Annotated in this window: 13 protein-coding genes; 6 read left to right on the top strand and 7 right to left on the bottom strand. The window is 29.0% G+C overall.

Annotation, left to right across the window (positions count from 1 at the left end; genetic code table 11):
- Positions 1 to 3: 3 nt before the first annotated feature.
- The 7 genes from BW723_RS10835 to BW723_RS10805 form a co-directional block, all read right to left on the bottom strand.
- A complete protein-coding gene (locus tag BW723_RS10835) occupies positions 4 to 870 on the bottom strand; it encodes an outer membrane protein assembly factor BamD (protein WP_068365023.1) in 867 nt (288 codons plus the stop codon).
- A gap of 270 nt (positions 871 to 1,140) precedes the next feature.
- Positions 1,141 to 2,016, bottom strand: coding sequence for a 4-hydroxy-tetrahydrodipicolinate synthase (dapA, locus tag BW723_RS10830; RefSeq protein WP_068365025.1), 876 nt, complete (start codon positions 2,014 to 2,016; stop codon positions 1,141 to 1,143).
- A 97-nt stretch (positions 2,017 to 2,113) separates the two neighbouring features.
- The gene (locus BW723_RS10825) at positions 2,114 to 2,620 is read right to left on the bottom strand and encodes a DUF6913 domain-containing protein (RefSeq protein WP_226789182.1); all 507 of its coding nucleotides are present in this window, start codon (positions 2,618 to 2,620) and stop codon (positions 2,114 to 2,116) included.
- 177 nt (positions 2,621 to 2,797) lie between these two features.
- Positions 2,798 to 3,154, bottom strand: coding sequence for a helix-turn-helix domain-containing protein (locus BW723_RS10820; RefSeq protein ID WP_068365030.1), 357 nt, complete (start codon positions 3,152 to 3,154; stop codon positions 2,798 to 2,800).
- Between the two features lies 1 nt (position 3,155).
- Positions 3,156 to 3,449, bottom strand: a complete 294-nt coding sequence (locus tag BW723_RS10815; protein ID WP_068365033.1) for a type II toxin-antitoxin system HigB family toxin — start codon at positions 3,447 to 3,449, stop codon at positions 3,156 to 3,158.
- A 152-nt stretch (positions 3,450 to 3,601) separates the two neighbouring features.
- Positions 3,602 to 7,258 carry an ABC transporter permease/M1 family aminopeptidase gene (locus tag BW723_RS10810; protein WP_068365036.1) on the bottom strand — a complete coding sequence of 1,219 codons (3,657 nt, stop codon included), beginning with the start codon at positions 7,256 to 7,258 and terminating at the stop codon, positions 3,602 to 3,604.
- A 100-nt stretch (positions 7,259 to 7,358) separates the two neighbouring features.
- A complete protein-coding gene (locus tag BW723_RS10805) occupies positions 7,359 to 8,246 on the bottom strand; it encodes an ATP-binding cassette domain-containing protein (protein WP_068365039.1) in 888 nt (295 codons plus the stop codon).
- 133 nt (positions 8,247 to 8,379) lie between these two features.
- Here BW723_RS10805 and BW723_RS10800 point away from each other — a divergent pair, with 133 nt between their 5' ends.
- From BW723_RS10800 to BW723_RS10775, 6 genes are all read left to right on the top strand, one after another.
- Positions 8,380 to 9,468, top strand: a complete 1,089-nt coding sequence (locus BW723_RS10800) for a M42 family metallopeptidase (protein WP_068365258.1) — start codon at positions 8,380 to 8,382, stop codon at positions 9,466 to 9,468.
- A gap of 187 nt (positions 9,469 to 9,655) precedes the next feature.
- Positions 9,656 to 10,030, top strand: a complete 375-nt coding sequence (locus tag BW723_RS10795; protein ID WP_068365042.1) for a hypothetical protein — start codon at positions 9,656 to 9,658, stop codon at positions 10,028 to 10,030.
- A gap of 13 nt (positions 10,031 to 10,043) precedes the next feature.
- Entirely contained in the window at positions 10,044 to 11,600 is a 1,557-nt protein-coding gene (locus tag BW723_RS10790; RefSeq protein ID WP_068365045.1) for an NAD(P)/FAD-dependent oxidoreductase, read from the top strand.
- 57 nt (positions 11,601 to 11,657) lie between these two features.
- A complete protein-coding gene (locus tag BW723_RS10785; RefSeq protein WP_068365048.1) occupies positions 11,658 to 12,095 on the top strand; it encodes an ATP-dependent zinc protease family protein in 438 nt (145 codons plus the stop codon).
- Positions 12,095 to 12,970, top strand: coding sequence for a 30S ribosomal protein S6--L-glutamate ligase (gene rimK / locus BW723_RS10780; RefSeq protein ID WP_068365051.1), 876 nt, complete (start codon positions 12,095 to 12,097; stop codon positions 12,968 to 12,970). The genes BW723_RS10785 and rimK overlap by 1 nt, the downstream gene beginning before the upstream one ends.
- Entirely contained in the window at positions 12,960 to 13,910 is a 951-nt protein-coding gene (locus BW723_RS10775; protein WP_068365053.1) for a succinylglutamate desuccinylase/aspartoacylase family protein, read from the top strand. Before rimK ends, BW723_RS10775 begins: the two co-directional genes overlap by 11 nt.
- Position 13,911 lies beyond the last annotated feature (1 nt).

The raw sequence follows: 13,911 nt of genomic DNA, 5'->3' as shown, positions 1-13,911 counted from the left end.
ATATTATTTCTCTTTGGTATTCTCTTTTTGTAATTCTTTTATCTGAGCAACAATGCCTTCAATTCTTTTTTCTTCTTTTTTAAGTGTCGCTAACATTTCGTTAGATTCTACCATAAATTGAGATTCAGGAAAATTTCTTTCTAACTTTTCGTAAGCTTCAATAGCATCTTTAATTCTGCTTTCTTTTCTTCTATCTGTGCTTTTTAACACAAAATCGTGCGCACATTTTAGTCTATAGTACAAAGCTTCTTCTTTAAATTCTGAGCCTAAATAATCTGACAACAAATTATCAAAAGCCTGAATTGCTGCTTTGTAATTTCTAAAATCGTAATCTGCTGTTGTGTAATACGTCTTAGCGATTTCGAAATATTTTTTCTGTAATTTATATCTTAAATCTTTATAATGTTGATTGGCTTCATCAATCTTATCTGAGTTAGGATATGTATTTATAAAACTTTGAAAAGCTTCTAATGCTTTATTGGTATCTGTAGGGTCTTTACTAAAAACAGGAGATGCTAACTTATAGCTATAAGCAGATAAGAAAGAAGCTTCTTCATTTTTAGAACTTTTTGGGTAGTTTTTTGTAAAACGATCAAAATAATAACCTGCAAGACTATAATTTTTTTCGTTAAAATTAGACTGAGCTACCATATATTGTACACGTTCCATTTGAGGTTTACCTCTATATGCTGGCGTTATTTTTTCAAATAAACGCAAAGCTTTTGCATATTTTTTGGTTTCATACATTTTCACGGCCATCTTGTACTGGTCTTCTACACTCCCTTTATTTAGTACTTTTTGATACTCTCCACAAGAGAATAACATTACACTAAACACTACTAAATACGCTAAATTTTTAAATTTTTGCATCCGGCAAAATTACTAATTAATTATGGATAATAAAAGAATTTATTTTTTATGAAATAATTCTTCTCTTCTTGCTCCTGAAATACCGAAACAAGTTCAGTATAAGCAGTTCAACATTACAATTTATTACAAGTTAGATTTCTTAAAATCTCGAAAAAATAATTTTAATTAATTTTTTTTTCTTGTAATAAATTATGTCTTGCAATTATCAGCAAAAAAGACTTAAAATATTAATAAATTGATACTAAAAGTTTGTTAAGATTAAGCGTTTACTTAAAAGGCTTTTACGTAGTCTGCTATTTTTGTTTGTAATTGTTCACTCGCTTTTACTAGTGGCAAACGCACATCATTTTTACAAATATTCAATTCTTGTAAAACCGTTTTTATACCTGCAGGATTATTTTCTTCAAAAATGTAATCTATAATATCCATCATTTTAAAATGGATTTTATATGCTTCTTGGTTTTTACCTTCTAAACCTAATTGAATCATTTTAGAAAATTCTGCTGGATATGCTTGACCGATTACAGAAATTACACCTGAGCCACCTGCTAAAGTTACACCTAAAGCCAAATCATCATCACCAGAAATAATTAAAAAATCTGCTGGTTTGTCTTTTAATAATGCATTGTATTGTTGTTGGTTATTACCAGCTTCTTTTACAGCTACAATATTGCTAAAGTCTTTTGCCAAACGTAAAGTTGTAGCTGGCTCCATATTTTTAGCAGTTCTACCAGGAACGTTATATAAAATTATAGGTAAGTCTGTTGCTTCTGCTAGTGCTTTATAATGCTGATAAAAACCTTCTTGAGTTGGTTTACTGTAATAAGGTGCTACTGATAAAATACCATCAATCCCTGTAAAATCTCTAGTTTTTAATTCTTTAACAACTTCTAAAGTATTGTTACCACCAACTCCTAAAACTAAAGGTACACGTTTGTTTGTAGCTTTTATGATTACATCGATAATAAGCTGTTTTTCTTCTTTGGTAATTGTTGCACTTTCTGCTGTTGTACCATTGATTACTAAATAATTAGTTCCGTTTTCGATATTAAAATTCACTAAGTTTATTAGTGCTTCTACATCTACAGATAAATCATTATTAAATGGCGTGACTAAAGCAACACCTGTACCAATAAATTTTTGCATTCTTAAATTTTTAAAGCGGTAAAATTACAATTTTCAAATTGAATTTGTAATGAAAAAAGTGTTTCTGATAAAGAAAACACAACTTTTAATTTGTAGTTTAATTTTTGAGTTTATTTAAGACAATTAAATATTTTTTTAATTCTGATAAAAAACTATCAATATTAGTTGGTATTTCTACAATTTCCATATCATACAAACTTGCGTTTACATTTGCAAAACCAACTTTAAATTTTGCATTAGAACGCAAAACTGCATTTTCTAAATACAAATTATTTTTATTGAAATACCCAATTAACAAATCGTGTGATTCTTCTATAAAAGATTTAAAAGTTTTATTTTTTGGTTCTCCTTTCCAATTAAAATCTTTTTCTGTAAAAAATTTAAAAGAAGGAATATTTTTTTTGCTGTAAGGTCTAAAATTATAGATTCTTACATTACCTAAATCTAAAATTCGTTCTATATCATCTTGAATTTTCAACCATTTTGCAACTTCATCAGAAGTGATTACACCAACTGTATAAACCTCGTCATTACAGACAACTCTATTTTCTTCTTTTTCTTTTAATAATTTATTAAACCGTTTTTTTATAAAAGATTTTTTCAATTTGAAATATGAATATTGGATTATATGTAAAAATACTATTTATTTTCTTTTGATAAAAAAGCGACAAACTTATCATTTTTATTTTTTATTTAAGAATTCGAAGACTTTAAATGAAAAATCTTAAAATAATTATAATAATTTTATGAAAATTAGAATATTAAGAAAAGTAAATCAGTTTTAATAATCTTGCACTAAAACTTCTGTAGGTATGTTTAGCTTTAAACTTAATTTTCTAATCATTTCTAAAGTTAATTTTCTTTTTTTGTTCAAAATTTCACTAACCCTACTTTTAAACCCAACAACTTCTGCTAAATCTTTTTGTTTTAATCCCATTTGCTCCATTCTAAATTTGATGGCTTCAATAGGATCTGGATAACCTATGGGAGAAGTCTCATTTTCATACTTATCAATTAAAATTGAAAGTATTTCTAATTCGTCTCCTTTTTTTGTCCCTTTTTTTGAGTCAAAAATTACCTCAAGTCTCTCAAGAGCATTTTGGTAATCCGTTTCGTTTTTTATAGGTTTAATATTCATTTTAAATTTCGTTTGCGTTTATTTTATCATAATCTGCGTGAGTTCCAATAAATCTAATCCAACAAATCTGATAATCTAAATTCAATTTAACAATTAATCTATAATGGTTTCCTTTAATATTAAATACAACTCTGTTTTCCTTTAAAATACTAGCACTTGGATATTCCTTTTTTAATTCGTTTAAAGATTCCCAATTTGCTTTTTCAGTTTCTCTGTACCAAGCTTTTAATTGCTGTTCAGAATCTGAATGCTTTTCCCAGAAATCTCTTAAAGTCCGTTTTGAAATAATTCTCACACTGTAATTATTTTATACAAAAGTAACATAAAAAGTTACCGTTTTGGTAATTTATTGTTTTTTTATCTTTTAATATTTAAAAATTGTTCTTCTAGAGTTAGAATCAAAAGTAAAATGATAAAAACTTAAATTTTAATCAAAATATTTAAAAACTACAACTTCTGTCTATTGTCATTAGACTGTGTATCAATCAATTTATTATAAGGATCTACACCAACCTCAACAGGTTTTTTATCAACAATAATTGTAATTTTATTATTGATTTGGGTTATTTTATGTTTCTGTAAATACAGTTCTACTTCTTTATTTACGCCATCAATTTCTTCTTCTCCAAAAATTCCAATATCTATATAATCTTCTAGTTTTACTGATAAAATTGGCTTCTTTTTGTCTTTTGGTGTGTAGGTTAAAGTATCTCCTACTTTTTCACCATAAAACTTTTTCCCTTTTTCATCATTTCTATATTTTACAACTTCAAACTCAATATCTACTTGATATTTTCCGTTTTCTAGTTCTGTAGATTTTACGTCTAAAATTCGGTTTTTATACAACGTAATTGTTTCGAACATATCTTTAATTACATATTGTAAAGAATCTGGAGTAACCTTTTTAATATAATCTAACATTTCAATAGATGTTGTATAAGGAGGCTCTTGAAATTGCACTTTTTGCACATACTTTTTTAAAGCTCCATTTAATTTTTCTTCTCCTATATAATCGCTTAAAGCATAAAAAACCATAGAGCCTTTTTGGTAGTGAATATAACCTTGCCCATCATTATACATTAATGGTTTTTCTCTTTTGGTTTCGAAAGTTCTTTGCATTAAATAACCATCTAAAGCATCTTTTAAAAAGGTGCGCATTTTGGTTTTACCATTTTCGTGTTCTAAAACTTTTAAAGAAACATATTCAGACATACTTTCTGATAACATTGTAGCACCCAAAACATCTGCACCAATTACTTGATGTGCCCACCATTGATGTGCAACTTCATGCACTGTAACTGCAAAAGGATAATCTACACCATCATCGTTTTCATCATCTACATCAGCAATAAAACCAAAACCTTCAGAAAACGGAATTGTATTTGCAAAAGATTGCGCAAAAGTACCTGCAGTTCTTGGAAACTCGACAATTCTTGCTTGTTTATGCTGATAAGGGCTAAAGTATTTTTCGTTATAATCTATAGATGCTTTTAAACCTTTCATCATTCTATCTAGATTATAGGTATGTGGTTTGTGATAATAAATCTCTAAACTAATGCCTTTATACATTTCTTTTTTTACTTCGTATCTGGCAGAATTAAATGCATAGAAATTTAAAATTTTACTATCCATTTTATAATGATAGTATTTACGATTATTTTCAATCCATTCTTTTTGTAAGTATCCAGGAGCAATTGCAATTTGATCTTTAGAAGTAGAAACTGTGGCTTCAAAATCGATCCAATCTGAATCTTTAGAAATATATGTATCTCCTAAAGCTGTAGAATCTGATGGATGTGCTTGTAAATCATTAGGTGGTAAATCGTACTTTTTACGCGTTTTATTGTCTCTTAATTCTCCTTGAGAAGAATATCCTAAGGAAGGAAAAATAGCAAAATTATTTATAAATGTTCCATTTTCTCTGATTGGAGATTTACGCTGAAACATTGTATTTTCATTACTTTTTGTGTTTACTGTTAATTGTAAAGAATCTCCAGGATTTAATTTTTTATCCAATTGATAAATATCAAAATTAAAAACAGTGTCTTCTAAAACTAATTTGTTTGGTTTATTAAACTCAAAAGTATTTTCTAGAGCATTATGATTCAGAAAAATACTATCAATAGCTTTGTCTGTTTTATTTACCATTGTAAAAATGGCTTTGGCTTTGTACGTTCTTTTCTTCGGATAAATAGCTACATCAGCTTTAACAGCAACAATTCTAGGTTGTTTATAATCCTCGTATTTTTTATAAGTTTTTTCCCATTCAACAGCATCTAATTCTGCTTGTTTGGTTGATGAGTTTTCGTTGTCTGATTTTGTTTCTTGAAAAATTGAAAATCCTAAGGTAAAAAAGGAAATTAAAATTACACCTAACGCAATTTTTAATGGTAACTTAAAGCGTTCTTTTGCTAAGTAAATTCGTTCTGAAAATGAACTTGGTATTCCTCTTACCCACATTACAATACTTAAAATAACAAGTACAGAACCACCTAAAATCCAATAGATTTTATACCATAAATATCTTGATAAACTTGAGCCATAACCATTCATATCAGAATAACTAAAACCTGGACCTTGGTTGTATTTAAAAATATCTAACTCAATACCTATAAATGATAAAAACGGAGTTCCTATTGCAATAATCAACAGAATAAAAAAGCCTATATATTGATTTTTAACTAAGGTTTGTATAAAAATTGCTAATAAAGCCCAAACTAAATAATTCAAGAATTTTAATCCATAGAGCTCTTTTATATATTGACCAATTTCAAAATCATAATAACCTTGGTAAGTTTGAAACAACACTCCAGACACTATAATCACTGCCAATAAAACAATTTGCATTTTTAAAATGGCAATTAATTTAGAGAATAAAAGTGTCCAATTTGGCACAGGAGTACTATCTACTAAATGATTAATTTTTGCAGTATTTGCTCTTTGCACCAAAATACCTGCATATAAAAATGTACAAATATTCAATACAAAAAAGGTAAACACATTACCACCACTTAACATTTGCCAAGTAACAGGCAATGTATCAGTCCCAAAAATTTCACTAGAACTGAATAAAGTACCTACCAACATTAAAATTCCAACAATTAAAATACACAAGAAAGGAATACTTTTAAAAATGAATTTAAAATCGAGGTTAGACAACCTCCACATTGTTTTTAAATTCTGAACAAAAGAGAAATTCTGAGTTACTTCTGGCAGATTAATTCGTGTAATTCCGCTAAAATTTCTTTTAGTAACTCGTTCTGATTTCTTTTTTCTAAAGGATATTGTAATCGCATTTTGATTAAATTTAAAATAATAAAATACCAAACCAAATATTACAGAAGACACAACCAACCATAATAATCTATTATAAATAATAAATTCTTTTACAGGAACTTGCATTTCATTTTGCTCATAAACTGTCCAATATTTTGTATAATATTCTATGGCTGAAGAACCAAAAGGATCTAAAATCGCTAACAAAGTAGCTTGTTCTGGTTCAGATAAAATACTAGCAACAACAGCTTGTGCAAACAGTAAAATAATAACAGTTATAAAACCTGCACCAATATTTCTAGAAAAAGTTACTACTCCAAAAACAACAGCTCCAAAAAATAAAATGTTTGGCAAAACATAAATTAGATAGGCTTGTATGTAAGTCATTATTCTAAAATCACCCACAATCTGCGGATTTGTTCCAGGAAATCGAAAACCGATAATCATACCAAAAGCAATTACCAAAACAATTAAAGACACAATTGTAATTCCGCTTAAAAACTTCGCAAACAAATAATTGGCTTTTGTAAAAGGATAAGAATACAAAATGGTGTGCATTTCACTTTTAAAATCCCTATAAATAGAAACTCCAATAATTGATGGAAATAAGAAGAATATTAAAGTGGTAAAAGCACCAAATAAACCTGTTACATTAATTGGTGAATTTACAATTCTAGACGAACCAGTTGTACCTGTAATAGAATCCCAAATACCTGCAGATGTTGCAGATAAAAGAAAAGATAGGAATAAAAAAATTGCAGTAAAAATATAAAAAACGGGACTTTTAAACCAGTATTTAAGTTCTTGTTTGTATATCGTAGAAAACATAATTTTAGATTGTTAGATGATTTGACTTTAGGACAGTTAGACTTTTAGATAATTAGATTTTCAAATTGTATTTATAATAATCTAAAAATCTAGCAATCTATTAAACTAACGCATGTTCATCTTGTTTTAAAGCAATAAAATACACATCATCTAATTGCGGTTGCACTAACACAAAATCGTCAGAGGGTTTTGTTTCTGAATACACTCTAATATTTAAAGAATTATCTTGATTGTAGTTAGATGATAAAATATTGAACATTTTTTCATTCTCTTCTAAATCATCTCTATTAATTATTTTTTTCCAGATTTTCCCTTCAATTTCTTTTGTAGCTTCTTGCGGAGTTGTATTTTTTAAGATTTCACCTCCATTTAAAATTGCCATTTCATTACATAATTCCTTAACATCTTCTACAATATGTGTAGAAAAAATTACAGTACAGTTTGTACCTACTTCTCTTAAAACATTTAAAAAACGATGTCTTTCTGCAGGATCTAAACCAGCAGTAGGCTCATCAACAATAATTAATTTTGGGTTATTTAAAAGTAATTGAGCAATTCCAAAACGCTGTTTCATACCTCCAGAATAACCAGCAACATACTTATGTCTTACTTCATATAAATTGGTAATTTCTAAAACTTCTTTTATCAATTTTTGCTGATCAGATTTTTTAGAAATTCCTTTTAAAGTTGCAAAATATTCTAACAATTCTTGCGCTGACATTTTAGGATACACACCAAAAGATTGAGGCAAATAACCTAATACTTTTCGCAAAGACATATTATCATCTAAAACATTAATATCGCCAAATGTAATTGAGCCAGAATCTGGGCTTTGTAAGGTTGCAATTGTTCGCATTAAAGATGATTTACCAGCTCCATTTGGCCCTAACAAACCAAACATTCCTGTACCAATTTCTATACTCAAATTATCAATTGCTTTTACTCCGTTTTTATAGGTTTTGGTTAAATTTTCAATTACTAGCTTCATTTTTGTTGGTTTTATGATGTTTTCACATTTGTGACAAATGTAAAAATAAGGACTTTTACCTCATTTTTTTATCCTTTTTTAAATGATATTCATAAAAATTCGTTTTATTTTTACACAAAACAGAAAAGATATTATGTCAGACAAATCAATTTTAAACGAAAAATCATTAGAGTTTTTAGAAAAATACTTAAATAATGCAGCCCCAACTGGTTATGAATGGGAGGGTCAAAAAATCTGGATGGATTATTTAAAACCTTATGTAGATACCTTTATCACAGATACTTATGGTTCTGCTGTTGGTGTTATTAATCCTGATGCAAAATACAAAGTTGTTATTGAAGGTCATGCAGACGAAATTTCTTGGTATGTAAACTACATTTCTGATAATGGATTAATTTATGTGATTAGAAACGGAGGATCTGATCATCAAATTGCACCAAGTAAAATTGTAAATATTCATACTAAAAACGGAATTGTAAAAGGTGTTTTTGGTTGGCCAGCAATACATACTAGAGATAAAAGTAATGAACAAGCTCCTAAACCAGATAATATTACCATAGATACTGGTTGTGCAACTAAAGAAGAAGTTTTAGCTTTAGGTATTCACGTGGGTTGTGTAATTACATATCCAGATGAATTTCATATTTTAAACGGAGATAAGTTTGTTTGTAGAGCTTTAGATAACAGAATGGGTGGTTTTATGATTGCTGAAGTTGCACGTTTACTAAAAGAAAATGGTAAAGAATTACCTTTTGGTTTATATGTAACCAACTCTGTTCAAGAAGAAATTGGTTTACGTGGTGCAGAAATGATTACCCAAACTATTAAACCAAACGTAGCCATTGTTACTGATGTTACTCATGATACAACAACACCAATGATTGAGCCTAAAAAAGCAGGTTTAATGGAAATTGGTAAAGGACCAGTTATTGCTTACGCACCTGCTGTACAACAAAAATTAAGAGATTTAATTATAGAATCTGCAGAGGCAAAAAATATTCCTTTTCAACGTTCTGCTTTATCTAGAGCTACAGGTACAGATACAGATGCTTTTGCGTATAGCAATGGTGGTGTTGCTTCTGCTTTAATTTCTTTACCTTTAAGATATATGCACACAACAGTAGAAATGGTACACAGAGAAGATGTAGAAAATGTAATTAAAATGATTTATGAATCGCTTTTAAACATTAAAGACGGCGATACTTTTTCTTATTTTGATTAACAAATAGATAAATTTTCAATTTCGCTAATTTTAGAATAGTATTATCTAAAATTAGCTAAATTTCTATCTTATACCGTTTAAATTACTATTATTCTTAGAATTAGATTTACTCATATTTTAAAGAAGTGTTACGATTTTTATTTATCTTTGTAACATCTTTCTACTTAACCCCCAAAACGTAATAATTATGGAAATTGAACAAATATTAACTAGCAATGTAGTTGATTTAACTTCTATTAAAAGTTTTTTTGCTAATGATAAAGATATGCTAATACAGTTAATTGGTGTCTATTTATCAGACACTTTACCTAGATTAGAAACCTTAAAAAAAAGCCTTGTAACAGTAAATTATGAAGATGTTAGAGGCATTTGTCATTTTTTAAAATCTTCATTTGGTTTAATGGGCGTAAGTTGTTTAGATGAAGTTGCCAATTTAGAATTATTAGCAAAAGAAGAAGAAAGCGAAATTATAATAAAAGAAAAACTGAATTACATTTTACCTATTTGTAAAGAAAGCATCACTGAATATCAAGGTATTTTAAATAAATTAGAAGCATTATAATTTTAGTTTTTAAATGATTAAAGAAATTCAGTTACGTGTAAATTTAATAGAAGAACGCAAAGAAAATATTCTTAGTTACAAAGCTGCAAAACAGCTCTCTATTGATAAATCTGAGATAACTGCTATAAAAGTTTTACGTAAATCTATAGATGCTCGTAAAAAAGATATCATTTTTAATTACAAAATAGCTGTTTATATCAACGAACAAATCCCAGAAAAATCAGATTACGTTTTTGAATATAAAGATGTTTCTAAAGCGAAAGAAATTCATATTATTGGCTTTGGCCCTGCAGGAATGTATGCTGCTTTACGCTGTATAGAATTAGGGTACAAACCCATTGTTTTAGAACGAGGAAAAAAAGTAAAAGAAAGAAGACGAGATTTACGTGCCATAAATCAAGAGCATTTTGTAAACGAAGATTCTAACTATTGTTTTGGAGAAGGTGGTGCAGGTACTTATTCTGATGGTAAGCTTTATACCAGAAGTTTAAAAAGAGGTGATGTTAGAAGAATTTTTGAAAACCTAGTTTTTCACGGAGCTACAGATCAAATTTTGGTTGATGCTCATCCTCATATTGGTACAAATAAATTACCTAAAATTATAGAAAACATACGTGAAACGATTTTAAAATTTGGTGGCGAAATTCACTTTGAAAGTAGAGTTACCAATTTTATTATCAAAAAAAATAAAATACAAGCTATAGAAATTAATGACCAACAAGAAATGACAGCAAATTCTGTTATTTTAGCTACAGGTCATTCAGCAAGAGATATTTACGAATTACTAGATAAAAAAGAAATTGCCCTAAAAGCAAAATCTTTTGCTATGGGCGTTCGTGTAGAACATCCTCAAGAAATTATAGATCAAATTCAGTATAGTTGTACAGGAGCTAGAGATGAATTATTGCCAGCAGCTGCTTACAGCTTAGTGCAACAAGTAAATAACAGAGGTGTGTATTCTTTTTGTATGTGCCCAGGTGGTTTTATAGTACCAGCAGCCACAGCAAATGGTGAAATTGTAGTTAACGGAATGTCGCCAAGCAGAAGAAATAACAAGTTTGCCAATTCAGGAATTGTTGTTGAATTAGATATTGACAAAGATTTTAAAAAATACGAGCATTTAGGTGCTTTAAAAGGTTTACAGTTTCAAAAAGATTTAGAAAAAATTGCTTTTTATGCAGGTGGTAGATCTCAAACAGCACCAGCACAAAGATTAGTAGATTTTGTTGATGGAAAACTCTCTACGGATTTAAATGACTGTTCTTATCAACCAGGATTAAAATCTGCACCTTTACACTCTTTGTTGCCCAAAATAATTGGTAGTAGATTACGAAAAGGTTTTACTGTATTTGGTCAAAAAATGCACGGTTATTATACTAACGAAGCAAATATAGTTGGTGTAGAATCTAGAACTTCATCACCTGTAAACATCCCTAGAAAAGAAAACTTAGAACATACAGAAATTATTGGTTTATATCCTTGTGGAGAAGGTGGTGGTTATGCAGGAGGTATTGTTTCTGCTGCTATGGATGGTGAACGTTGTGCAGAAGCAGCAATTGCGAATCTATAATCTTTTACCTTTATAAATCAATTAGTTTTATTAATTTTACTTCTTATAAATTAAGTAATGAAAATAACTATTGGAAGAGTTGATAAAGCAGATTTCCCTGAATTTTCGCTAGAAAATATTGATGTTAAAATTGATTCTGGTGCTTACACTTCTTCAATTCATTGTTCTAATATTGAAGAAATAATCCATGAGAACAACAGTTTTATCCGATTTAAATTATTAGATCCAGATCATGAATTTTACAATAATAAGGAGTTTACTACAAAAAAATATGCTTCTAAACTTGTAAAAAGTTCTAACGGAATTACAGAAAAAAGGTTTCTTATAGAAACTGAAATTGTAATTTTTAATACTACAATTCCTATTCATTTAACATTAAGTGAACGTAAAGACATGAAATTTCCTTTACTTTTAGGAAGAAAATTTTTAAATAAAAAGTTTGTGATAGATACTGCAAAGAAAAATCTATCTTATAAATTAAAAAACAAAGCATAATGAGAATTGTAATTCTTTCAAGAAATCCGAACTTATACTCTACAAAAAGACTTGTAGAAGCTGCAAAAAAAAGAAATCACGAAGTGTTTGTAGTAGATCATTTAAAATGTAATATTGAGATTGAAAAAAAATCTCCAAAAATTTATTATAAAGGCGAATATATTACTGACATCGATGCAATTATACCAAGAATTGGCGCTTCTGTAACCTTCTATGGTACTGCTGTAATTCGTCAGTTCGAAATGATGAAGGTTTTTACTTCTGTAACTTCACAAGCATTAACAAGATCTAGAGATAAATTAAGCAGTTTACAAATTTTAGCAAGAGCTGGAGTTGGCTTACCAAAAACCGTTTTTACCAACTACACAAAAGATGTAGAACACGTTGTAGATTCTGTTGGTGGTGCACCTTTAGTTTTAAAATTATTAGAAGGTACACAAGGTTTAGGAGTTGTTTTAGCAGAAACAAAAAATGCAGCAACTTCTGTTTTAGAAGCTTTTAATGGTTTAGGCGCAAGAGTAATTGCACAACAATTTATTAAAGAAGCTGGTGGTGCAGATATTAGAGCTTTTGTTGTTGATGGTAAAGTAATTGGTGCCATGAAACGTCAAGGTAAAGAAGGTGAATTCCGTTCTAATTTACACAGAGGTGGTAATGCAACTGTAATTGAATTAACAGACGAAGAAGAAAAAACAGCGCTAAAAGCAACCAAAGCTTTAGGTTTAGGAATTGCTGGTGTAGATATGTTACAATCTTCTAAAGGTCCTTTGGTTTTAGAAGTAAACTCATCTCCTGGATTAGAAGGTATTGAAGTTGCTACAGGAAAAAACATTGCTAAAGAAATTATTAGATATTTAGAAATACATGCAGAATAACCCTTTTGTACTTTTAGGAGAAATTATTCCTGAAGGAAAACGTACAGTTTTAGATTTAGAAGTTGCTAAATTACACACTAGAACAACTGTAAAAGTACCGTTGATTATTGAACGTTCTAAAAATCCTGGTCCTGTTGTTTTATTGATGGCGGGTATTCATGGTGATGAAATAAATGGAGTTGGTATTGTAAGAGAAATTATTAACCAAAAACTTAACAAACCAAAAAACGGAACAATTATATGCTTACCCGTTTTTAATATTTTTGGTTACCTAATTCAAACCAGAGAATTCCCTGATGGTAGAGATTTAAATCGAGTTTTTCCTGGTTCTAGTAAGGGCTCTTTAGCGAGTCAATTTGCGCATCAATTTATACAGGAAGTTGCACCTTTGGTGGATTATGTTATCGATTTTCATACAGGTGGAGATCAACGTGATAATGTTCCGCAAATTCGTTGTAACAAAGATGATGACAAAGGTTTAGAATTGGCAAAAATATTTAATCCGCCAGTAATTATGTATTCGAATAATATTGTAAAGTCTTTAAGAGAAACCTTGCATAAAATGGGTAAAACTGTTTTATTATTCGAAGGCGGAAAAACAAAAGAATTAGACCCTACAGTTATTAACGAAGGTGTAAACGGAACTAAAAATGTATTAATCCACTTAGGTTTAATTGAAGGAGAAATAACAGTTAGAGAAACACCTGTCTATGTAAAAAAATCGAAATGGTTGCGTGCTATGCATTCTGGTATGCTTAAAGTAATGGTTAAAAACGGAAGTTTTGTAGAAAAGAAAGACGTTTTAGGTATTATTCAAGATCCATTTGGTGAGTTTAAAAAAAGAGTTTATGCACCACATAATGGCTACGTTTTTTGCATTAATAAAACTCCGATTGTTAATAAAGGCGATGCTTTATTTCATGTTAGTATTGAAGAATAAT

Source organism: Polaribacter reichenbachii, from assembly GCF_001975665.1.
Classification (GTDB): domain Bacteria; phylum Bacteroidota; class Bacteroidia; order Flavobacteriales; family Flavobacteriaceae; genus Polaribacter; species Polaribacter reichenbachii.
The sequence above is the reverse complement of the archived record's forward strand: the minus strand, read 5'-3'. Positions and strand labels throughout refer to the sequence as shown.